This window comes from Micromonospora sp. C81 (assembly GCF_018070425.1).
GTDB lineage: Bacteria > Actinomycetota > Actinomycetes > Mycobacteriales > Micromonosporaceae > Micromonospora > Micromonospora zamorensis.
On record NZ_JAGPXS010000003.1, the window covers coordinates 218,492 to 239,543 of the forward strand.

Here is a 21,052-nt window from a genome sequence, read left to right on the forward strand (position 1 = left end):
CCCGCCGCCATGGTCAGCGGCTTGCGGGGTACCCGGGGCGGGAGCCACCCGAGCAGCGATCGAGGTGAGGTCATGACCGGCACGACACTCGACGACTACACCGACCGGTACGCCCGGCGGGTACGCGGGATGACCGCCTCGGAGATCCGAGCACTGTTCGCGGTCGCCAGCCGTCCGGAGGTCGTCTCGCTCGCTGGCGGCGCACCGTACATCGCCGCCCTTCCGCTGGACGCTGTCGGTGAGATGCTCGGCCGGCTCGGCTCGGAGCACGGCGTGACCACCCTCCAGTACGGCATCGGTCAGGGCACCCTCGAGCTGCGCGAGCGCATCTGCGAGGTGATGTCGCTCTCCGGGATCGACGCCGCGTGCGGCGCCTCTCCGGAGGACGTCGTCGTCACCGTGGGCGGGCAGCAGGCCCTGGACCTGGTGGCCCGGCTCTTCCTCGACCCCGGTGACGTGGTGCTGGCCGAGGGTCCGACGTACGTCGGTGCGCTCGGCGTCTTCCAGGCCGCCCAGGCGCAGGTCGTGCACGTACCGATGGATGAGGACGGGCTCGTCCCGGAGGCGCTGGAGGCGGCCATCGCCGACCTCGCCCGCGCCGGGCGTCGGGTGAAGTTCCTCTACACGATCCCCACCTACCAGAACCCGACCGGCGTGACGCTCAGCGAGGAACGCCGGGAACGGGTCCTCGACATCTGTGAGCGCGCCGGCCTGCTCGTCGTCGAGGACGACCCGTACGGTCAGTTGGGTTTCGAGGGTGAGGCCCCCGCGCCCCTGCGGGCCCGCCGCCGGGACGGGGTCTTCTACCTCAGCACCTTCTCCAAGACCTTCGCGCCCGGGCTGCGGGTCGGTTGGATCCTGGCGCCGCACGCGGTCCGCGACAAGCTGGTCATCGCCAGCGAGGCCCAGATCCTCTGCCCCAGCGGTTTCGCCCAGGCCGCCGTCTCCACCTACCTGGGCACGATGCCCTGGCGGCAGCAGCTCAAGGTCTACCGCGAGGTCTACCGGGAGCGCCGGGACGCCCTGCTCGACGCGATGACCGACCTGATGCCCGAGGGCACCAGCTGGACCACGCCGGCCGGCGGTCTCTTCGTGTGGGCCACCCTGCCCGAGGGGCTCGACTCCAAGGCCATGATGCCGCGAGCGGTCGCCGCCCGGGTCGCCTACGTGCCCGGCACCGGCTTCTACGCCGACGGCACCGGCACCGGCGCGATGCGGCTCAACTTCAGCTTCCCGCCACCGGAACGGATCCGCGAGGGCGTCCGCCGGCTGTCCGGTGTGATGGAGCAGGAGATCGCGATGCGCCGCGTCTTCGGTGCCGTGGGCGGTGCCGCCGGCCGACGCGGCCAGGCCGGCTCCGACGTGCCAGGGCCCGACTTGGCATGATGCCGGCATGGGTACGACCGCCGTTGAGCGCCTCCTCGTGACCGATTCCGTCGCCTCGCCCGACCTACGCGTCGTGGTGCTCGCGGGTGGGCTCTCCTACGAGCGGGACGTGTCACTGCGCTCCGGTCGCCGGGTGCTCGACGCGCTGCGCGCCGTTGGGGTGGAGGCCGAGCTGCGCGACGCCGACGTGGCGCTGCTCCCCGCACTGGCCGCCGACCCACCGGACGCGGTGGTGATCGCACTGCACGGCGCCACCGGCGAGGACGGCTCGCTGCGCGGGGTGCTGGACCTGTGCGACATCCCGTACGTCGGCTGCGATGCCCGCGCCTCCCGGGTCGCCTGGGACAAGCCCTCGGCCAAGGCAGTGCTCCGCGAGGCCGGCATCCCCACCCCGGACTGGGTGGCCCTGCCGCACGATCGCTTCTCCGAGCTGGGCGCGGTCGCCGTACTGGACCGGATCGTCGACCGGCTGGGCCTGCCCCTGATGGTCAAGCCCGCCCAGGGCGGGTCGGGGCTGGGTGGCGCGGTGGTCCGCGACGCGGCGGCGCTGCCCGCGGCGATGGTCGGCTGCTTCGCGTACGACTCCACGGCCCTCGTCGAGCGGTACGTGCCCGGCATGGACGTGGCGGTCTCCGTTGTCGACCTCGGCGACGGACCGCAGGCGTTGCCGCCGGTGGAGATCGTGCCGCGCAACGGCGTCTACGACTACGCCGCCCGCTACACGGCCGGCCGGACCACCTGGCACGCGCCGGCCCGGCTGGACCCGGAGGTGGCCGCCACGGTCGCCGACGTGGCCCTCGCCGCGCACACCGCACTCGGCCTGCGGGACCTCTCCCGCGTCGACGTGATCGTGGACGCCTCGGGCCAGCCGCACGTGCTGGAGGTCAACGTCTCGCCGGGCATGACCGAGACGTCACTGCTGCCGCTCGCCGTGCAGGCGGCGGGGTTGGACTTCGGCCGACTCCTCGGCACGCTGGTCACCCGGGCAGCGGCTCGCCTCACCACTTCCTGATCTGCTCACCTCAGACACCCCCTGTCGAGGCGTTCGCGTGGGTCATCGAATCGCCTGGCCGACGCGGGGTGCGATGAACCGCCGCAGCGGCAGGGCGATGAGCAGTGCGACCGTAACCAGGAGGCCGCTGACCCACGCCGGGCCGAGGTCGTTGGCGTTGGCCCCGAGCGTCGCTGCAGCAACGGCAGGGCCGCCAGCGGCACCGATGTTGAGCGCCGCGGTCGCATACGAACCTCCCATGGTGGGAGCGCCTGCTGCCTCATAGAGGACCCTGGCGATCAGGGTGCTGCCCAACGCGAAGGAAAGCGTGCCCTGCACGAACACGAGGAGCAGAAGCGCCACCGGCTGGGCAGCCAGGGTCGCCAACGCGAACCAGCCGAGCAACAGCAACGGGCCACCGACTGCGATCACGAGGCCGGGACGCTGATCGGAGAGCCGTCCCGCGAGGGTGACGCCGAGGAAGGACCCAACACCAAAGAGCACCAGCACGACCGAGACCCACAGCTCGCCCAGGCCGGCGGTGTCAGTCACGATCGGTGCCAGGAAGGTGAATGTGGCGAAGGTGGCCGCGTTGACGAGGGCACCGAGCAACATGACCAGGACCAGCCTGGGCATCGCGAGCGGGGCGATCTCGTTCCGAAGAGACGAGCCAGCCGGAGAGTCCCGAGAGGTCCTTCCGACACGGGCCGGGATGCCCTTCATGACACCGAAGGCAGCGGGAAGGCAGAGCAGTGCGATCGCCCAGAAGGTTGCCCGCCAGCTGAGCACCGTGCCGAGGATTGCGCCGCCGGGAACTCCAGCGATGGTGGCCACCGTCGTACCCGAGAGCAGCACCGCCAGCGCACGCCCTTTCTGGTCAGATGCAACGAGCGTGGCCGCCGCGCTCAGTGCCACAGCAAGGAAGCCCGCGTTGGCCAGGGCGGCGAGCACCCGGGTGATCAGCAGAACCGCGAAGCTCGTCGTGAGAGCGCCTACGACGTGGGCCACGGCAAAAACCAGCACGAAGCACAGCAGGCTGGCCCGGACAGGCCACCAGCGCGCAAGCGCCGCCATCAGCGGCGCTCCGAAGATCATCCCGAGTGCGAACGCCGAAGTCAGAAGCCCGGCAGCCCCGACCGACACGTCGAGGCTCGCGGCGATGTCCGGCACCAGGCCGGCAAGCATGAACTCCGAGGTGCCCATGGCGAAGACCGCCACGGCAAGCAGGTACAGCGGCAGAGGCATCAAGAACTCCGAGGTGAGAGAGAACGAGGAGACGTCTCGTCACCGCGGCCAGCGCCCAAGGGTGCGCGCAAATCCCCATGCAGCGAAGGCTGCTGGGAAGCGGACTATGAACTCAGTGATTCAGGGGGCTGACGGCGTGACCGAAAGCCCCCACCTTGGATGCCTCAGGGCTCGACATGGCGCAAACACTACTCAAAACCGCCGGTCACCACGCAACCGGTTTCTGCCCGGCGCGCGTGTCGTCAACCTTGCGCCCCGGGGCGCCGATGTTCTAGGCGTCGCTGTTCGGGGCGGCCCTGCGGGGTGCCTCATCCAGCGCGCCGGCGGTGGCCTTGTCAGCAGCGTCGCCCTCCGGATCGTTCCGGAGGGCAGCTCCCCGGAGAATCGCGGGTCCGTTGGCGGGCATCGCGCCGGCGACGCCGGACGTGGGTGTGCCGGACTCCGAGACGCCAGATGGTGTCGTGCCGGACGTTGAGGCGCCGGACGATGTCGTGCCGGCGGGCGCGCTGCTCGCCGCGTTGCCGGCTCGTGCAGGGCTGGCGGTTTCGCTCGTCGGAGCGGTGTCGGCGACCGTGGACCCGGCGTCGGCGTCCCCGTCCACAGGATCCGCTGAGGGTGCCGTGTCGCCGTCGGTCGGATCGACGCCGGGCGTGGAGCCCGCTGGTTCGGGGATCTCCTCCGCCGCCTCGATGACCGAGGCAGCAGCAGCAGCCGCTGCGGCATCGGCGGCAGCGGCATCCGCAGCTTCGGACTGAGCCAGGAGGCTGGACGGTGCCTGCCACTGGATGCGGGGCGGCTCGGCGAGTGGGCGACCGCCAAACTCGGCGAGCCAGGCGGCGACGAGCGCCAGATTCTCCCGCCACTGCGCCTCGGAGATCGGCGGCAGGATCGAGTCCCACAGTGACAGGAAGGTGCCCCGCAGCTGGAGGCGACCGTACGGCCGAGCGAGGAACCACATGTGCAGGTGGGCCGAGCCGTCTCCCCACCGGTTGACGTGGACTCGCGCCACCCCGTCGAGGGACCGGATTGCCCGCTCCAGACGAACGGTCATCACGCCCAGCTCGGCGGCGAGCAGGTTCGGCAGATCGCCGAGGTCGAGGTGTGTCCGCGATTCCAGGATGAGCACCATGGGCAGCCCGGTGGGCCGGTCCATGGCGCGTACCCGCCAGCGCTCTCCCACCCAGATGTAGGCATCGTCGGGTGCGTTGCAGGCGGTGCATTCCCGGAGACCCTCGCCCTTCCGGGGCGGTTCGACCGGGACCGGATCATCGAGTTGCTTCACGTGGAGGTCGCCCTCGAAGGGGAACGACGGCCACTGGGTGAAGTCCGGGACTGAGGGAGGGGTGTCGTGCACGACGCTGACCCTAACCGAGTCTGGCACCGCTGTCCCTACCTGAATGATCGGTCCGGGCCTGCCGAATCAGTGCCCGTCGTCGACCGGGTACACGGTGTCACCGCTGCGCCGCGAAGCGATATCCACAGGCTGCCGAGATCCTCAACACAGGCCGTCATCCACAGGCTCGCACCCGCTCCCACGCGCTGTTTCACGTGAAACAGGGGGTGCCTGTGGACAAAGGGTGTGGATAACTTTTCGGGCCGTCGGTCGTTGTCCGCGAACTGCCTGCGGGGGCGTTGGCGACGGTTCGCAGACGGCATCGGCGCGTTGCCGTTCGACTCGGTTGCGCTGGAGCTTTGGATTCCGCTCCCCAGCGGGAGAAGGTCGCCTGCCGGGGTGCCGAAGCGGTCCTGGATCGAACCGCTGCCTCAGGCGCGTGGAGTTTCCACCGGGCTCAGCCCCTGAGAGGTTTCCCCAGGGGCACTGCCTCCCCACTCCGGGCCGAGCGACGCCGACCACCCCGCTCAAGGTGCAGTCAGCTGTGAGACGAGAACAGGGCGTCGGACGGCCGCCTGTCGAGGTGCCAGCCGAGCGGGACGGTCACACGGCAAGGCCCCCAACGGTGCAGGGTCGACGGACAACGCAAGGGCGGGCAGCACGACGAGGGGCGCGGGCACAACGACGGCGGACAGCGCGACGAGGGGCGCGGTCAGCACGACCAAGGGCGGGGCGTCGCGAGGTGGACAGGTCGGGACAGGCGCAGACCGAGGCGCGCAGACCGAGGCCGCGATACGACGACGGGCGACGGCAGGCGGTGAGGTGGGCTGCCGCTTTTGCTGCGGGCTCCCGCCATCGCTGCCGGCCGGTGCGGTCCAGGTCGTAACGCACCGCCGCCGACCAACGCCTCCTGATGCTCACGTGCCCTGAGAAGAGCGTCCGGCGCTCCGGTCGATCACAACCACCCTCTGCGGCACACGACGCGGCAGCGGGCAACTGAGCGGCGCACAGGGCACTCCATGAGCATCTACTAGCGGGCCGGGTGAGGACTGGCGTCCGATTCCGCATCTCGGTGGCCGAGCCGTGCTCCAACGGATCAGGTGCAGTCGGGGGCGTCGGCCATCCGCGGCCCCTCCCGTTTCACGTGAAACAGAGCCTCAAGCCTTCGCCCACCGGCTGACGTCGGCCGGCGCAGCGGTTCGGTGGTGCGCCGGCGCGCCGCTCGGGCTGAGCGAGCCGTAGGCGTTCGAGTCGCGCCGCAGGGCCGCCAATCGGTAGGGCGTGAAACGGCGGCCGTTTCACGTGAAACGTGGCGAGCGGGATACGGAACGGCCGCACACCCCTGAGGGGTAGCGCGGCCGTTGGCGAGTAGGGAGGACTCAGCCCTCGCTCTCCTCCTGCTGCACTCCGATGATCCCGACGATCCGCTCCAGGTCGTCCACGGTCGCGAACTCGATCGTGATCTTGCCCTTGCTCCGCCCGATGTCCACCTTCACCCGGGTGTCGAACCGGTCGGACAGTCGGTCGGCGAGATCGGTCAGGGCCGGCGCGTGCGCCTTCGGCCGGCGCTTCGCGGCCTGCCCCTTCGCCGGCCCGTCGTTCAGCGTGAGGGCAACGATCTCCTCGGTCGCCCTGACCGACAGGCCCTCGGCCACGATCCGCAACGCCAACTGTTCCTGTGCCTCTGCACCGTCGAGGCTCAGCAGGGCGCGGGCGTGACCGGCCGACAGGATCCCTGCGGCCACTCGGCGCTGCACCTGCGCCGGCAGGTTCAACAGTCGGATCGTGTTGGAGATCTGCGGGCGACTCCGGCCGATCCGGCGTGCCAGCTCCTCGTGGGTGGCACCGAACTCCTCCAGCAGTTGCTGGTAGGCGGCGGCCTCTTCCAGAGGGTTCAGGTTGGCCCGGTGGATGTTCTCCAGCAGGGCGTCGCGGAGCATGGCGTCGTCCCGGGTGTCCCGGACGATTGCCGGGATGTTCTCCCGCCCCACCGCCTGAGCGGCGCGCCAGCGTCGCTCGCCCATGACCAGCTCGTACTTTTCGTCGTCGAGCTGCCGGACGACGATCGGCTGGAGGAAGCCGACCTCCAGGATCGAAGTCTTGAGCTCCTCCAGAGCCTCCTCGTCGAAGACCTGGCGGGGCTGCTTCGGGTTGGGCAGGATCGCGTCGACCGGGATCTCGGCGAACCGTGCACCCGGCACCGGACTGAGCACGGGCTCCGGCTCGCGGACCGGCGCCCCGACGGGAGCCGCGGCGACTGCCTCGGTGCCCGTGTCGTCCACGTACTCGTTCTCCGGTTCGGCCGTCGCGGTGCCAGCGGCAGCCGGCGCCGGCCCGGTCGGGATCAGTGCCCCCAGGCCCCTACCCAGACCGCCCCGAGGACGGTTCTTCATGCCACGCCTCCCAGCAACTCATCCGCACTACGCATTCCGGCCCACCGGCTCCTTGACGCCTCGTTCCGCGATCTCCTGGGCGGCTTCGAAGTAGCTCGTCGCTCCCCGCGAACCGGGATCGTAGGTCATCACCGACTGGCCGTAGCTCGGTGCCTCCGAGACGCGGACGTTGCGGGGGATGACCGCCTGGAGGACCTTGTCGCCGAAGTGGTTCCGGACGTCCTGCTCGACGGCGTCGGCCAGCCGGGTACGGCGGTCGTACATCGTCAGCAGGATGGTGGAGACGTCGAGTTTCGGGTTGAGGTGCTGGCGTACCAGGTTGATGTTGTTGATCAGCTGGTTGAGCCCTTCCAGTGCGTAGTACTCGCACTGGATCGGAATCAGCACCTCCTGCGCGGCCACCAGAGCGTTGACCGTCAGCAGACCGAGCGAGGGCGGGCAGTCGATGAAGACGTAGTCGAACTCGCCCGGGTAGGCCGCGATCGCGCGGTCCAACCGCGACTCCCGAGCGACCACGGAGACCAGCTCGATCTCCGCGCCGGCCAGGTCGATGGTCGCGGGGACGCACCAGAGGTTGGGGATGCCCTCGACCGCCTGCGCCACCTCGGCCAGCGGAACGCTGTTGATCAGGCAGTCGTAGACGTCCGGGATGCCGGTGTGGTGCGGGACGTTGAGCCCGGTCGAGGCATTGCCCTGCGGGTCGAGGTCCACCACGAGCACCCGGTTGCCGTGCAGGGCGAGCGCCACCGCAAGGTTGACGGTGGTGGTGGTCTTACCCACGCCGCCCTTCTGGTTGGCGACGCACATGACCCGGGTCCGGTCCGGTCGAGGCATGGTCACCTCGCCACTGGGATTCAGGATCTGCACGGCGCGCATCGCCTCCATAGCCAACGGTGGGTCATCCTCTTCGCGCGTCGGGGTTTCACGTGAAACGTACGTGGGGTCGGCCGCCACGGCGGCCAACGACTCGGTCGAAGCCACCGGTGCTTCGGCAACCGCAGGTGCGGCATCCCGAACGACTGCAGCGGTGGGCTGGTGCGGAACCGCGGGCTCGAAACGAACCGCCGCGGCGGTGTTGCGGCGACCCGAGGTCGACCGCACCTCGGCGGCGTTGACCGGTCGGCTCAACCCCTCCGGCGTGCGACGAACACTCGCCGGATCCGGGACGGCCGCGCCCTCCGGTTGCCCCGAGCCCGGGGACTGCTCGGGTGCTGCCGGCGCATCGCCGTCCGCTGGACCGGTCGGTGACCCGGTCGCGCCGGGCGACCAGCTCGGGTAGTCGGTTTCACGTGAAACGGGATCGCTGGTTGACCCGGTCACGCGTGGATCGTCGTACCTGCCGTCGTCATGCACCTGTCATCCCTGCCCGCTTCGGATGGTCGGTCCGCGCCCCGGTCAACTTTGGCCACACCACGCTCGCATCCCGGAGCGTACGGCCCTCGGGAGCGATCGGAGACCCGCGACGTCCACCGCTCGCTCCACACTATCGACGCGCGGTCAGCCTACGGCGGACGGGCGCGACCGGTCCACGTCGGGTTGTCATCTCCTCGTCCATCCGCACCGGTACAACGAGGCAACCCACCAGCCGGAAGCCCGATGGCGCGAAGTGTCAGCGTCGGCGGGAGCGACCGGCCCGCGAGCGCTTGCTGGCCGCCGGGCGAGCCGGGCCGACCATTCGCTCGCGCACGATCTCCACCACGGTGGTCGGCGGATCGATGACCCCGACGCCGCACAGCTGCACGGTCGGCTCTCCACCACCGAGTCGCGCCACCACCTCGGCGTGCTCTTCGATCTCCGCTGCGGCGGACGACCCCTTGAGTGCCAGCAGCCGGCCGCCGCGGACCGCCAGGGGAAGGCTCCAGCCCGCCAGCCGGTCCAGTGGCGCGACCGCACGGGCGGTCACCACGTCTCCGCTGATCGCGTCCCGGCCACTCGATCCGCTGGCTGCCTCGTCCGCCCGACCCCGGAAGACCCGCACCGACTTCGCCAGGCCGAGTCGCTCGACGACCTCGATCAGGAACGAGGTTCGTCGGGAGAGCGGCTCGATCAGGGTGACAGTGAGGTCGGGACGGGCGATGGCGAGGACCAGACCCGGCAGGCCGGCACCGGAGCCCACGTCGAGCACGGTCGCGCCGGACGGGATCCGCTCGGCGACCGCCGCGCAGTTGAGCATGTGCCGATCCCAGATCCGGGGTGCCTCCCGGGGGCCGATCAGACCGCGGACGACGCCGTCGGTGGCCAACAGTTCGGCGTACGCGGCGGCCAGGTCGAGACGGTCCCCGAAGAGGGTCAGTGCGGCCGGTGCCAGCTCGGGCGGCAGAGCCGCGTCTGCTGGCGACGGGGCGGTGTCGGGTCGGGTCGATTCAGCGTCTGCGGGCTGGACAGCGGACGGCCCGGGCGGCGTGCCGCCCGGGCCGGTCACGGTGTCGGCCGTGATGTCGTCGTGGGTCACCCGGTCAGTCCGCCGGCCGTACGACGATGCGCCGGTTCGGCTCCACACCCTCGGACTCGCTCGCCACGCCGGACATGGCGTTGACCACGTCGTGCACGCACTTGCGCTCGAACGCGGACATCGCGTCCAGCCGGACCGGCTCGCCGTGCTCCTTGACCTTCTCGACGGCGTTCTTGGCTACCGCGGCGAGTTCCTTGCGACGGTTCGCCCGGTAGCCACCGACGTCGAGCAGCAGGCGGCTCGGCGTCCCGGTCTGCCGGAAGACGGCGAGGCGGGTGAGCTCCTGGAGGGCCTCCAGGGTCGCCCCGCGCTGGCCGACCAGATTTTGCAGCCGCTCGCCGACCACCTCGACCATGGGGCGGCCCGCGGCGACCAACTCGTCGATGTCGCCGTCGTAGTCGAGGATGTCGAGCAGCCCCTCGACGTAGTCGGCGGCGATCTCGCTCTGCCGGAACAGGTCGCCCTCGCCGACGGCCTTCTTGGTCCGACCGCCGGTAGCGGCGGTGTCGGTGTCGTCGTCCGCCTCGGTCTCGTCGTCCTCGGTGTCGTCGTCCTCGGTGTCGTCGCCGTTCACCGCGAGCGTTGCGGTCTCCTCCTCGTCCAGGGACTGCTCGGCGCGGGGGATGCTGGTCTCGGTCACGGTCTCATCTCCGTACTCGCTCGGCCGGACCGTCGGGTCCGACTGGTTTCCCGGGGCCGGCGGGAGGTCGCCGGTGCCCACAGGCACGTCTGTACGGGCAGTGTCGCCCGTGGCCGCGCGGTGCGCGGTCGGTTCCGCCCGGCGCCGGCCTCGCGGCGGCTGCACAGTGCGGAACGGGCCGCCACCAGTCACCTGGCGGCGGCCCGCAGAGGTCAGCCCTGCCGCTTGGCGGGGCGGTTCTTCTTCGGGTTGTTCGTCGGCTTGGCACCCGGCTTCGGCCCGGCCACCTTGGGCGCGGTGGCCTTGACCGGCGCCGGCGGAGCCGACTTGCCACGGCCGAACAGGCCGCCGGTCTTGGCGGGCTGCACCGGGTTACGGCTGGCAGCGGGGGCCACGGCCTTCTTGGCGGTCACCGGCGGCGGGAACTTCCGCAGCACCCACTGCTGCTGGCCGAGGGTAAAGAGGTTGTTGGTGACCCAGTAGATGATCACGCCGATCGGGAAGATCGCGCCGGAGATCAGCAGTGACGCGGGGATGCCGTAGAGCATCAGGCGCTGGATCATCCGCTGCTGCGGGTCCTCGGCCCAGCCGGTCTTGAGGATCATCTGACGGCTGGTCAGGTAGGTGGTCGCGATCATGACCAGGACCAGGACACCAGCAATGATCTTCACGGTGGTGCCGTTGGCGCCGAGGCTGGCCAGCTCGTCCGCGGTGGAGCCGAACTTGCCGGCGATCGGGGCGGTGAAGAGCTTCGCCTCCGAGGCGCTCTGGAACTGGTCGACGGTCCAGCCGTAGAGGGTCTTGCTCTGCTTGTCCGGGTCGAGGCGGCGCAGCACGTGGAAGAGGCCGAGGAAGACCGGGATCTGAAGGAACATCGGAAGGCAACCCATCAGCGGGTTGGCCTTCTCCTTCTTGTACAGCTCCATCATTTCTTTCTGGAGCGTCTCCCGGTCACCCTTGTGCTTCTCCTGAAGCTCCTTGACCTTGGGCTGGAGCGCCTGCATCGCCCGCTGCGACTTGATCTGCTTGACGAAGACGGGGAACAGGATCACCCGGACGGTGACCACCAGGAAGACGATGGACAGGATCCAGGCGAAGTTGGTGCCGATGACCGCGCCGACCGGCACCCCGATGGCGTCCCAGGCAGAGTGCCAGGTCAGCAGGATCCACGAAATCGCATAGTAGATCCAGTCAAGACTGAACAATTCTCAGGCTCCAGTCACATCGGCGCGGCGGCGACCGCCCGGCTCCGGCACCGGGTCATGTCCACCAGGGTGGAAGGGGTGGCAGCGCAACAGCCGCCGGACCGCGAGCGCGGCTCCCCGGAGGGCACCGTGCCGGGCCACCGCCTCCTGGGCGTACGCACTGCACGACGGGTAGAACCGACAGCGGGCCGGCAGTGCCGGACTTATCCACCGACGGTACGCGATGATGGGTGCGATCAGCACCCTGGCACCGGTTGACGTGGGGCGCGGGGTGGTCGGGTCGGCACTCATCGGGACCGCCGCTCTCGGGACGACCGGGCAACCGCGAGGGCGGCGTCCAGGTCGGTGGCGAGTCGGGGGTACGACGCCTCGGCCGCGGCGGGCAACGCTCGGACGACCAGGGTGCTGCCCTCGGGCAGAGCGGCGAGCCGCTCTCGGACCAGCTCCCGTAGTCGGCGCTGGACCTTGTTGCGGGTCACCGCGTTGCCGACGGCCTTGGACACGACGAAGCCGGCGCGGGACGGCGCGGAGGACTGCTCCGCACTGTTGTCCCGCACCGGCTGCGACGAGGTCGGTGTGCTCGGGTCGGCGCTCACCGGCATGGTCAGGTGGACCACGACGGCGCCACGGCCGGCGCGCCGGCCACCACGGACCGCTGCGGCGAAGTCAGTGCTGCGCCGCAGTCGCTGCGCGGCGGCCAGCACGACTGCCCACGTTCCCTGGACCGGCCCGGTCGGCTCAGGCCGACAGGGTGGTGCGACCCTTGGCGCGACGGCTCGAGAGGATGGCACGGCCGGCACGGGTGCGCATGCGCAGCCGGAAGCCGTGGGTCTTCGCGCGCCGGCGGTTGTTCGGCTGGTAGGTGCGCTTGCTCACGTCAGGCTCTCCGTTTTCGTACGCGCCCCGTGCGACGGGATCGCCGGGGTCGTGTGGTGGTCCAGGCCACCTCGACGGTGGCCCACGATCGGTGCTGTCCGGCGGAGCGGAACCTCGGCGGTGCGGGGGATGCGACCGCGGACAGCAAGCACCCATCACCCTAGCAGAGGGCGAGAAAGCAACCGTTCCAGCCTACGCAGGGGTGCAATGACCGTCAAACACCCCGAGGAGCGGCCAACGGGACGCGCCCGGGCCGAAGGGCGGTTTTCGCTGATGCCGAGAAGGGTGCCGCCGCGTCGCCGGTTGATGGCGCAGGGACAACGCTGTTACCGTGCCCGATTGCGGTGAGCGTCGGAAGCTCCGGTCGTCGCACAGGCAAGACCGGACAAGGCAGTGAATCGTTCGGCACGGTGAACCCGCTTCAGCGCCCGTTCAGGCAGGGGCAGGTCCCACCCGCGTCCGGCGGGCGGCCACAATCGGTCGGTACACAGGCTGTGGATAACTTGTGGATGACCACCGGTCGACCGTCAGGTGGGTGTTGTTCCACCCGCGAACGCGGCGGGCCCGGGACGGCCGGCTGGCAGACAGCGGCGGCCGGGAGCAGAGGCGAGGGGGTGGCACGACGGTGGCCGGTACGACCGACCTTGCCGCAGTGTGGTTAGCGGCGACCGACGAGCTGGCCGACGAGATCATCTCCGCCCAGCAGCGTGCCTATCTCCGGCTGACCCGGCTGCGGGCGATCGTCGAGGACACCGCGCTGCTCTCTGTCCCGGACGCGTTCACCCGCGACGTGATCGAGTCCCGGCTGCGCCCGGCGATCACCGAGGCGCTGACCCGCCGGCTCGGCCGGCCGATCCAGGTGGCGGTCACCGTTCGGGTCGCCGAGGACGCCACGGGCCGACCCGCCGGCACTGTCTACCGCAGCGCTCCGGAAGCCAGCCCGTTCGACGTCGAGGGTCAGGCTGCCGCATCCTTCGACGACGACCAGGGCGCTCGGACGCATGCCGATGCCCTGATCCCTGAGCAGTCACACGCGCCGCGTACGCCTGAGCCGGCCGCGCCACCCGCACCTGCGGGTCCGCCGCTCGCGCCGAGCGTCGACGCGCATCGTCCCGGGATGATCCCCGCCAGCAGGGACGGGCAGGAGGCGCTGTTCAGTGCCTCCTTCGCGGAGCCGATGCGGTCGCCCCGACCTGGAGCGGACCGGCGCGGCTACGACGAGCAGACCGGCCGCCTGGATCAGCCGGGCCCGGACACCCGGCCCTACGAGCCCCGCTACCGGGAAGACTCGGCGTCGCCGCGCGACCAGCACGTGATCCGCGCGCTGCCCCGGGACAGCGGAACGGACAGCGGCCCGGGCCGCAGCGGTGTGGACCATCGCGCGGGTGGCCGCGACGACCGCCGGCTGCCCGGCGCCGACACCGGCGGCAACCGGCTCAACCCGAAGTACATGTTCGAGACGTTCGTCATCGGCTCGTCCAACCGGTTCGCGCACGCGGCGAGCGTGGCGGTGGCGGAGTCGCCTGCGAAGGCGTACAACCCGCTGTTCATCTACGGCCACTCCGGCCTGGGCAAGACCCACCTGCTGCATGCCATCGGGCACTATGCCACGACGCTCGGCAACGCCCGCTCGGTCCGGTACGTCTCGACCGAGGAGTTCACCAACGACTTCATCAACTCGCTCCGGGACGACAAGACCAGTGCGTTCCAGCGGCGCTACCGCGACGTCGACATCCTGCTGATCGACGACATCCAGTTCCTGGAGAACCGCGAGCGCACCCAGGAGGAGTTCTTCCACACCTTCAACACGCTGCACAACGCCAACAAGCAGATCGTGATCACCTCCGACCGGTCGCCGCGGCAGCTCGCCACCCTCGAGGACCGGATGCGAACCCGGTTCGAGTGGGGTCTGCTGGCCGACATCCAGCCGCCGGACCTGGAGACGCGAATCGCGATCCTGCAGAAGAAGGCGGCGCAGGAGCGGATGTACGCCCCGCCGGACGTGTTGGAGTTCATCGCGTCCCGGGTGTCGAACTCGATCCGGGAACTGGAGGGGGCGCTGATCCGGGTGACGGCGTTCGCCAGCCTGACCCGGTCGACCGTCGAGCTGTCCCTGGCCGAGGAGGTGCTTCGGGACTTCATGCCCGACGGTGCCGGGCCGGAGATCAACGCCGACCAGATCATGGCCTCGACCGCTGACTACTTCGGGGTGAGCCTGGAGGACCTGCGCGGTCAGTCCCGGTCGCGGGTGCTCGTCAACGCCCGCCAGGTGGCCATGTACCTGTGTCGGGAGCTGACCGAGCTGTCACTGCCCCGGATCGGGCAGGCCTTCGGAGGCCGGGACCACACCACTGTCATGCACGCCGACCGGAAGATCCGTCAGCAGATGGCGGAGCGCCGCTCGCTCTACAACCAGATCGCCGAGCTGACCAACCGCATCAAGCAGAACAGCTGAGGCGTACGCCAGCCGTCGCGACGGCACTCAGTTCGGGACACGCCCGGCCGGAATCTCCGGCCGGGCGGTCTTTTTTTCGTCCTCGGCTGGACTCTCGACATGGTGGAGACCACAGCATCGAGGCCGTGACCGCCTCGATGCCCACTCGTTGTCCACAGCTCGTCATCCACCGTCGGTGGATAACTACGGTCCGTCTTTCGCCGGTTACCCACAGGCTGTGGAGAAACCCTGTGTACGGAGCTGTGGACGCCTGGGGACAACGGTCACGTTATCCACCGATGACGGTCCACCTGTGCATGAGCTGTTGAAGGTTCTGGGGATGAAGGCAATGGTGATCTTCACCGTGATCCACAGGCTTGGGGAGAAAGTCGGTGGATTACCGGTGGACAACCGGTGGACAACGGTGGACAACCGGCCGGCCGGAGCGGGCTGTGGACACGCGAGCCAGTTGTACCCCCGGTTCTCCACAGCTAAATCACCTGTGGATACCCTCTCTGAGCTGCGCAGACCCGGGTTGTCCACAGTTTGCACAGGTGCGATGAAGACGATGAGTTATCTCTTCTAAGAGAACAAAAACCAATCATCACCGTTGGGCTTTCTGTGGATCGGGCCGAACGCTGCCGGATCAGCCGGTCAGCACCGACACGATCCATGGGGTCGGGCGCACAGCCGATGCCTACGCGCCCTAAGGTGCGATGGGTACCCGCACGGTTGGGCGGGACGGTAGGCAGCGGTCGGCATGAGAGAGTTGTCGCTGACGTCGACGCGGAGGCATTGATGAAGTTCCGAGTAGAGCGCGACGCGCTCGCTGAGGCCGTGGCCTGGACCGCGAAGAGCCTGCCCAACCGGCCATCCGTACCGGTGCTGGCCGGGGTGATGCTCCGCGTCACCGACGGCAACCTGCGGGTCTCCGGGTTCGACTACGAAGTCTCCAGCCAGGTCACCGTCGAGGTGCAGGGTGACGCCGACGGCGCCGCTCTCGTCTCCGGTCGCCTGCTCGCCGAGATCACCAAGGCGCTGCCGGCCAAGCCGGTCGACATCGCCGCGGTCGGCGCTCACCTCGAGCTGGTCTGCGGCAGCGCCCGGTTCACCCTGCCCACCATGCCGGTGGAGGACTACCCCGCGCTGCCCGAGATGCCGCAGAGCGCCGGCACTGTCGACGCCGCCGCGTTCGCCACGGCGGTCTCCCAGGTGGCCATCGCGGCCGGCCGGGACGAGACCCTGCCGATGATGACCGGCGTCCGCGTCGAGCTGTCCGGCAACACGCTGTCGATGCTCGCCACCGACCGTTACCGGCTGGCGCTGCGCGAGATCCAATGGCGGCCGGACGACCCCGACGTGAGCATCAACGCCCTGGTGCCCGCCCGCACCCTGAACGACACCGCCAAGGCTCTCGGCCCGCTGGGCGGCGAGGTCACCCTCGCCCTCGCCCAGGGCGCTGCCGGCGAGGGCATGGTCGGTCTGGCCGGCGGCACCCGACGCACCACCAGCCGCCTGCTCGACGGCGCCAACTACCCGCCGGTGCGTTCGCTCTTCCCGGCCACCCACAACGCCGCGGCCCGGGTGCCGGTCAGCACCCTGATCGAGGTCGTCAAGAGGGTCGCGCTTGTTGCCGAGCGCACGACCCCGGTGCTGCTCAGCTTCAGCGCCGACGGCCTGGTGGTCGAGGCCGGCGGTTCCGAGGAGGCCCGGGCCAGCGAGGCGATGGAGGCCACCTTCACCGGTGACGCGCTGACCATCGGGTTCAACCCTCAGTACCTCATCGACGGCCTGGCCAACCTGGGCTCCCAGACCGCCGTTCTCTCGTTCGTCGACGCCTTCAAGCCCGCGGTGATCTCTCCCGCCGACGAGGATGGCGAGGTAATTCCGGGGTACCGGTACCTCATCATGCCGATCCGCGTCTCTCGCTGATCGCGCCCAGCAACACCCAGATCCACGGAGGTAGAAACACATGCAGCTCGGCCTTGTAGGACTCGGCCGTATGGGCGGCAACATGCGGGAGCGGCTGCGCGCCGCTGGTCACGACGTTGTCGGTTTCGACCACAACGCGCAGATCAGCGACGTGACGACCCTCGCGGGCCTGGCAGAGAAGCTTGAGTCGCCCCGCGCGGTCTGGGTCATGGTGCCCGCCGGTGTCACCGACGCGACGATCGACGAACTGGCCGAGGTGCTTGGCGAGGGCGACATCATCATCGACGGCGGCAACTCGCGGTTCAGCGACGACGCGCCCCGGGCAGAGCGGCTCAACGAGCGGGGCATCGGCTACCTCGACGTCGGCGTCTCCGGCGGCGTCTGGGGCCGGCAGAACGGCTACGGGCTGATGGTCGGCGGTGCCCAGGAGCACGTCGACCGGCTGATGCCGATCTTCAGCGCTCTCAAGCCGGAGGGCGAGTTCGGCTTCGTGCACGCGGGCCCCGTCGGTGCTGGGCACTACTCGAAGATGGTGCACAACGGCATCGAGTACGGCCTGATGCACGCCTACGCCGAGGGCTACGAGCTGATGGCCGCCTCCGAGCTGGTGACCAACGTGCCGGGCGTGATCAAGTCGTGGCGGGAGGGCACCGTCGTCCGTTCCTGGCTGCTCGACCTGCTGGACCGGGCACTGGACGAGGACCCGGAGCTGGCCGAGTTGAGCGGCTACACCGAGGACACCGGCGAGGGTCGGTGGACGGTCGACGAGGCGGTCCGGCTGGCCGTGCCGCTGAACGTCATCACCGCTTCGCTCTTCGCCCGGTTCGCGTCGCGGCAGGACGACTCGCCCGCCATGAAGGCCGTCTCCGCGCTGCGTCAGCAGTTCGGTGGCCACGCCGTCCACAAGCGCTGAGCGGTATCCACACCCTGTGTACGTCCAACGGTTGGAACTGGTCGACTTTCGCTCGTACGAGCGGGTGGCCGTCGACCTCCAGCCGGGGGCGAACGTCCTGATCGGCGCCAACGGCGTCGGCAAGACCAATCTCGTCGAGGCGCTGGGCTACGTGGCGACCCTGGATTCGCACCGGGTCGCCACCGACGCGCCGCTGGTCCGGATGGGCGCCGCGTCGGCGGTGATCCGCTGCGCGGTGGTCCACGACGGGCGGGAACTCCTGGTCGAGTTGGAGATCGTGCCCGGCAAGGCCAACCGGGCCCGGCTGGGCCGGTCACCGGCACGGCGGGCCCGGGACGTGCTCGGCGCGCTGCGACTCGTGCTCTTCGCCCCGGAGGACCTTGAGCTGGTCCGGGGTGACCCGTCCGAGCGCCGCCGTTACCTGGACGACCTGCTGGTCAACCGCCAACCCAGGTACGCGGGGGTGCGGGCCGACTACGAGCGGGTGGTCAAGCAGCGCAACGCCCTGCTGCGCACCGCGTACCTGGCTCGCAAGACCGGCGGGTCCCGGGGCGGTGACCTCGGCACCCTCGCCGTCTGGGACACGCACCTGGCTCAGCACGGCGCGGAGCTGCTCGCCGGTCGGCTGGAGCTCGTCGCCGCGCTCGCCCCGCACGTCGCCAAGGCGTACGACGCGGTGGCCGCCGGTCGGGGCGCGGCGAGCATCGCCTACCGGCCCTCGATCGAGCTGGCCGAGCCGACCACCGACCGGGCCGCGTTGGCGGAGGCACTGACCGCCGCCCTGGCCGCGTCCCGCTCCGCCGAGATCGAACGGGGCACCACCCTGGTCGGCCCGCACCGTGATGAACTGGCGTTGACCCTCGGGCCGCTGCCCGCCAAGGGGTACGCCAGCCACGGCGAGTCGTGGTCGTTCGCGCTCGCGCTGCGGCTGGCCGGCTACGACCTGCTGCGCGCCGACGGCATCGAGCCGGTGCTGGTGCTCGACGACGTGTTCGCCGAGTTGGACACCGGCCGCCGGGAGCGGCTGGCGGAGTTGGTCGGTGGGGCGAGTCAGCTGCTCGTCACCTGCGCGGTGGACGACGACGTGCCGGCCGCTCTGCGGGGCACCCGCTATCAGGTTGGCGAAGGGACGGTACGCCGTGTCGGATGAGCCACGCACCAACAGTCCCGAGGCCGGAAAGGGCGACGCTGCGCGTACGCCCGGGGGAAAGTCGACGGGCGGTGAGCCGGCGGCGGCCGCCAGCGGGCCGGAGCTGGCCCGCGCGGTGCTCGACGCTGCGCTGTCCCGGCGGCAGCAGGCGGCGCGCGCCCGACGTGCCCCCGGCGGCGGAGGCGGCGACGCTGCCGGCGGCTCAGGGCGGCGGTTGCGGGGCTACTCCGGCCCGGGCCCCGACCCACGCGATCCCCAGCCGCTCAGCGCGGTGCTGAACCGGTTGGTGAAGGCGCGTGGTTGGCAGCAGCCGGCGGCCGAGGCCACCGTGTTCGGCGCCTGGGAGCGGGTCGTCGGCGCGGAGGTCGCCCAGAACAGTCGCCCGGTCAAGCTGGAGAACGGTGAGCTGACAGTGGAGGCGCGCTCGACGGCCTGGGCCACCCAGCTGCGGCTGCTCGCTGGCTCGTTGCTCAAGCAGATCGCCAGCGAGGTCGGCCACAACGTCGTGCGCAAGCTGCACATCCACGGCCCGGCCGCGCCCTCCTGGGCGAAGGGGCCGCGCCGGGTACGCGGGCGGGGCCCACGCGACACGTACGGCTGAGGGCGCCTCAGCTCCGCCGCTGGGCCTCGCGGTCGGCCCGCTTGCGTTCGCGCTGTTCCCGGGTGAAGCGCTTGCGCTCGGCCAGGTCGCGCTTCCACGCGTCGCGGGCCTCGGCCGAGCCGCCCTGCACCGCGCCCTTCACACCCTCGGCGGGGCCGGCGAGGTGCCGGAAGGCCCAGCTCAGGAGTCGGCCGCCCTCGCCCGGGGCCTTGGTGACCGCGCCGTCCTCGCTCATCTGCCGCACTCTCCCGCGTCGTGTGGTCCCGCAACTGTTGGCCTACCAATGGTTGGTACACCAATGATTGGTACGATAGCTATCGTGCATCAGGAGGGCAACCGATGAGCGAGAGACCGGAAGGCGTCGACCCGCTGGCGCTGGAGCAGCAGGTCTGTTTCGCCCTCTCGGTGGCCGCGCGCAGTGTGGTGGCGGTCTACCGCCCACTCCTGGAGCCGATGGGGCTGACCCACCCGCAATACCTGGTCATGTTGGCGCTCTGGCAGCACGCACCGTTGTCCGGCCGCGACCTCAGCCGCCTGTTGCAGCTCGATCCGGGCACGCTGTCACCCCTGCTCAAGCGGCTCGAAGCAGCCGGCTACCTGCGCCGGGAGCGCGACCCCAGCGACGAGCGCAGCCTCGCCGTCACCCTCACCGACAGCGGCGCCGCACTGCGAGGGCAGGCCGAGCTGATCCCGGCCGCGATCGTGCAGCGACTCGGGCTGCCCGTCGAGGACCTGCAACACCTGCACGCGGTGCTCACACAGGTGATCGCGGCGGCCAACCGACCGGGCGGCGACCCGACCTCGCCGGGGGCCGGCGCGGCGGCTCAGGCGTCGGCGTAGACGGCGAAACCGCGTTCGGCGCAGCGCCGGTAGAACGCGGCCAGCACGCCCAGCTCCGCGCAGGTGAAGTTCCACTGCGGCGGGTCGCCGCGCTCGTCGCGCAGCGCGTCGAGCCGGGTCTCCAGCCACCGCAGCTGCTGCTCGGCCAGCCTGCCGTCGCCGAGCAGAGAACGCAGCACCGTGCTCACCGACTCGAAGGTGACCGCCTCACCGTAGGGACGGTGCCCGGCCACGAATCTCTCGATGCCGCTGGCGATCCAGGAGCAGCCGTCCGGATCGATCACCGGGTCCTCGTCCTCGGCGGCGGCGTCTGTGGCGTACAACACACCTTCGAGGCCGAGGAGCAGATCCACCAGCTCGGTGTACGCGGTCGCCCGGATGGTGCCGGTCTTCGCGATCAGCTCGGCCAGGGCGGCAGTCGGCGCGGAGATTCGCGGCAGGTCGACGATCTCGCCGAAGTCGACGAACTCGGCCGGTGCGACCGGGTCGTAGAAGCGGCCGGTCCGCGGCCAGTGCACCGCGACGTTGTCCAGCCCCATCTGTCACCTCTTAAAGAGCACGTGTCGGGTCGATCGGGTCGATCGTCCCGGTTCCGGCCGGTAAAGATCAAGGCTGGTTCCGGGGCGCCGCAAACGTACGGCACGGATGCTTTGGCCGCGAC

General features: G+C 70.3%; 20 protein-coding genes. 8 read left to right on the forward strand and 12 right to left on the reverse strand.

Annotation, left to right across the window (positions count from 1 at the left end; translation table 11 throughout):
- Window positions 1–72: 72 nt before the first annotated feature.
- A complete protein-coding gene (locus tag KBX46_RS07180; protein ID WP_088950793.1) occupies window positions 73–1,386 on the forward strand; it encodes a PLP-dependent aminotransferase family protein in 1,314 nt (437 codons plus the stop codon).
- 7 nt (window positions 1,387–1,393) lie between these two features.
- A complete protein-coding gene (locus KBX46_RS07185; protein ID WP_099849477.1) occupies window positions 1,394–2,398 on the forward strand; it encodes a D-alanine--D-alanine ligase in 1,005 nt (334 codons plus the stop codon).
- Window positions 2,399–2,440: 42 nt separating this feature from the next.
- Here KBX46_RS07185 and KBX46_RS07190 read toward each other — a convergent pair whose 3' ends face one another.
- The 10 genes from KBX46_RS07190 to rpmH all read right to left on the reverse strand — a co-directional run bounded on the left by KBX46_RS07190 (window position 2,441) and on the right by rpmH (window position 12,521).
- On the reverse strand, window positions 2,441–3,622 hold the full coding sequence (locus tag KBX46_RS07190; RefSeq protein ID WP_210791766.1) for a Cmx/CmrA family chloramphenicol efflux MFS transporter: 1,182 nt from the start codon (window positions 3,620–3,622) through the stop codon (window positions 2,441–2,443).
- Between the two features lie 271 nt (window positions 3,623–3,893).
- Window positions 3,894–4,751: a hypothetical protein gene (locus KBX46_RS07195; protein ID WP_247667160.1), complete on the reverse strand. Its 858-nt coding sequence runs from the start codon at window positions 4,749–4,751 to the stop codon at window positions 3,894–3,896.
- 1,583 nt (window positions 4,752–6,334) lie between these two features.
- On the reverse strand, window positions 6,335–7,348 hold the full coding sequence (locus KBX46_RS07200) for a ParB/RepB/Spo0J family partition protein (RefSeq protein ID WP_210791776.1): 1,014 nt from the start codon (window positions 7,346–7,348) through the stop codon (window positions 6,335–6,337).
- Window positions 7,349–7,375: 27 nt separating this feature from the next.
- Window positions 7,376–8,476, reverse strand: coding sequence for a ParA family protein (locus KBX46_RS07205; protein ID WP_282102691.1), 1,101 nt, complete (start codon window positions 8,474–8,476; stop codon window positions 7,376–7,378).
- 481 nt (window positions 8,477–8,957) lie between these two features.
- Window positions 8,958–9,800, reverse strand: a complete 843-nt coding sequence (gene rsmG, locus KBX46_RS07210) for a 16S rRNA (guanine(527)-N(7))-methyltransferase RsmG (protein WP_210791778.1) — start codon at window positions 9,798–9,800, stop codon at window positions 8,958–8,960.
- Between the two features lie 4 nt (window positions 9,801–9,804).
- Entirely contained in the window at window positions 9,805–10,440 is a 636-nt protein-coding gene (locus tag KBX46_RS07215) for a R3H domain-containing nucleic acid-binding protein (RefSeq protein ID WP_210791780.1), read from the reverse strand.
- A 212-nt stretch (window positions 10,441–10,652) separates the two neighbouring features.
- On the reverse strand, window positions 10,653–11,645 hold the full coding sequence (gene yidC, locus KBX46_RS07220; RefSeq protein ID WP_088950800.1) for a membrane protein insertase YidC: 993 nt from the start codon (window positions 11,643–11,645) through the stop codon (window positions 10,653–10,655).
- A 3-nt stretch (window positions 11,646–11,648) separates the two neighbouring features.
- Window positions 11,649–11,936, reverse strand: coding sequence for a membrane protein insertion efficiency factor YidD (gene yidD, locus KBX46_RS07225; protein WP_088950801.1), 288 nt, complete (start codon window positions 11,934–11,936; stop codon window positions 11,649–11,651).
- Window positions 11,933–12,349, reverse strand: coding sequence for a ribonuclease P protein component (gene rnpA, locus KBX46_RS07230; protein WP_210791782.1), 417 nt, complete (start codon window positions 12,347–12,349; stop codon window positions 11,933–11,935). Before rnpA ends, yidD begins: the two co-directional genes overlap by 4 nt.
- 34 nt (window positions 12,350–12,383) lie before the next feature.
- Complete coding sequence (gene rpmH, locus KBX46_RS07235; protein ID WP_007453904.1) at window positions 12,384–12,521, reverse strand: 50S ribosomal protein L34; 138 nt, start codon at window positions 12,519–12,521, stop codon at window positions 12,384–12,386.
- Between the two features lie 652 nt (window positions 12,522–13,173).
- Between rpmH and dnaA the strand changes: the two genes are divergently transcribed.
- From dnaA to KBX46_RS07260, 5 genes are all read left to right on the forward strand, one after another.
- Window positions 13,174–14,976, forward strand: a complete 1,803-nt coding sequence (dnaA, locus tag KBX46_RS07240) for a chromosomal replication initiator protein DnaA (protein ID WP_371409959.1) — start codon at window positions 13,174–13,176, stop codon at window positions 14,974–14,976.
- Window positions 14,977–15,753: 777 nt separating this feature from the next.
- Window positions 15,754–16,887, forward strand: a complete 1,134-nt coding sequence (gene dnaN, locus KBX46_RS07245) for a DNA polymerase III subunit beta (protein ID WP_088950803.1) — start codon at window positions 15,754–15,756, stop codon at window positions 16,885–16,887.
- A gap of 40 nt (window positions 16,888–16,927) precedes the next feature.
- Complete coding sequence (gene gnd, locus KBX46_RS07250; protein WP_088950804.1) at window positions 16,928–17,800, forward strand: phosphogluconate dehydrogenase (NAD(+)-dependent, decarboxylating); 873 nt, start codon at window positions 16,928–16,930, stop codon at window positions 17,798–17,800.
- 16 nt (window positions 17,801–17,816) lie between these two features.
- Complete coding sequence (gene recF, locus KBX46_RS07255; protein WP_210791784.1) at window positions 17,817–18,950, forward strand: DNA replication/repair protein RecF; 1,134 nt, start codon at window positions 17,817–17,819, stop codon at window positions 18,948–18,950.
- A complete protein-coding gene (locus KBX46_RS07260; RefSeq protein ID WP_088950806.1) occupies window positions 18,940–19,551 on the forward strand; it encodes a DUF721 domain-containing protein in 612 nt (203 codons plus the stop codon). The genes recF and KBX46_RS07260 overlap by 11 nt, the downstream gene beginning before the upstream one ends.
- Window positions 19,552–19,558: 7 nt before the next feature.
- On the opposite strand, the gene KBX46_RS07265 is transcribed toward KBX46_RS07260, so the two are convergent.
- Window positions 19,559–19,786 (reverse strand): hypothetical protein, encoded by a 228-nt coding sequence (locus KBX46_RS07265; RefSeq protein ID WP_099856854.1) that lies wholly within the window; start codon window positions 19,784–19,786, stop codon window positions 19,559–19,561.
- 104 nt (window positions 19,787–19,890) lie between these two features.
- Between KBX46_RS07265 and KBX46_RS07270 the strand changes: the two genes are divergently transcribed.
- Window positions 19,891–20,391, forward strand: a complete 501-nt coding sequence (locus KBX46_RS07270; RefSeq protein WP_088950807.1) for a MarR family winged helix-turn-helix transcriptional regulator — start codon at window positions 19,891–19,893, stop codon at window positions 20,389–20,391.
- Here KBX46_RS07270 and KBX46_RS07275 read toward each other — a convergent pair.
- Window positions 20,376–20,930, reverse strand: coding sequence for a hypothetical protein (locus KBX46_RS07275; protein WP_088950808.1), 555 nt, complete (start codon window positions 20,928–20,930; stop codon window positions 20,376–20,378). The genes KBX46_RS07270 and KBX46_RS07275 overlap by 16 nt on opposite strands.
- Window positions 20,931–21,052: the final 122 nt, after the last annotated feature.

What these genes read in the sequence shown, in the direction of transcription:
- KBX46_RS07195 (WP_247667160.1), bottom strand. Translation starts at nt 4,751, where the DNA reads ATGGTGCTCATCCTGGAATCGCGGACACACCTCGACCTCGGCGATCTG.
- KBX46_RS07265 (WP_099856854.1), bottom strand. Translation starts at nt 19,786, where the DNA reads ATGAGCGAGGACGGCGCGGTCACCAAGGCCCCGGGCGAGGGCGGCCGA.
- KBX46_RS07190 (WP_210791766.1), bottom strand. Translation starts at nt 3,622, where the DNA reads ATGCCTCTGCCGCTGTACCTGCTTGCCGTGGCGGTCTTCGCCATGGGC.
- KBX46_RS07180 (WP_088950793.1), top strand. Translation starts at nt 73, where the DNA reads ATGACCGGCACGACACTCGACGACTACACCGACCGGTACGCCCGGCGG.
- yidD (WP_088950801.1), bottom strand. Translation starts at nt 11,936, where the DNA reads ATGAGTGCCGACCCGACCACCCCGCGCCCCACGTCAACCGGTGCCAGG.
- gnd (WP_088950804.1), top strand. Translation starts at nt 16,928, where the DNA reads ATGCAGCTCGGCCTTGTAGGACTCGGCCGTATGGGCGGCAACATGCGG.
- KBX46_RS07185 (WP_099849477.1), top strand. Translation starts at nt 1,394, where the DNA reads ATGGGTACGACCGCCGTTGAGCGCCTCCTCGTGACCGATTCCGTCGCC.
- KBX46_RS07200 (WP_210791776.1), bottom strand. Translation starts at nt 7,348, where the DNA reads ATGAAGAACCGTCCTCGGGGCGGTCTGGGTAGGGGCCTGGGGGCACTG.
- dnaN (WP_088950803.1), top strand. Translation starts at nt 15,754, where the DNA reads ATGAAGTTCCGAGTAGAGCGCGACGCGCTCGCTGAGGCCGTGGCCTGG.
- KBX46_RS07275 (WP_088950808.1), bottom strand. Translation starts at nt 20,930, where the DNA reads ATGGGGCTGGACAACGTCGCGGTGCACTGGCCGCGGACCGGCCGCTTC.
- KBX46_RS07270 (WP_088950807.1), top strand. Translation starts at nt 19,891, where the DNA reads ATGAGCGAGAGACCGGAAGGCGTCGACCCGCTGGCGCTGGAGCAGCAG.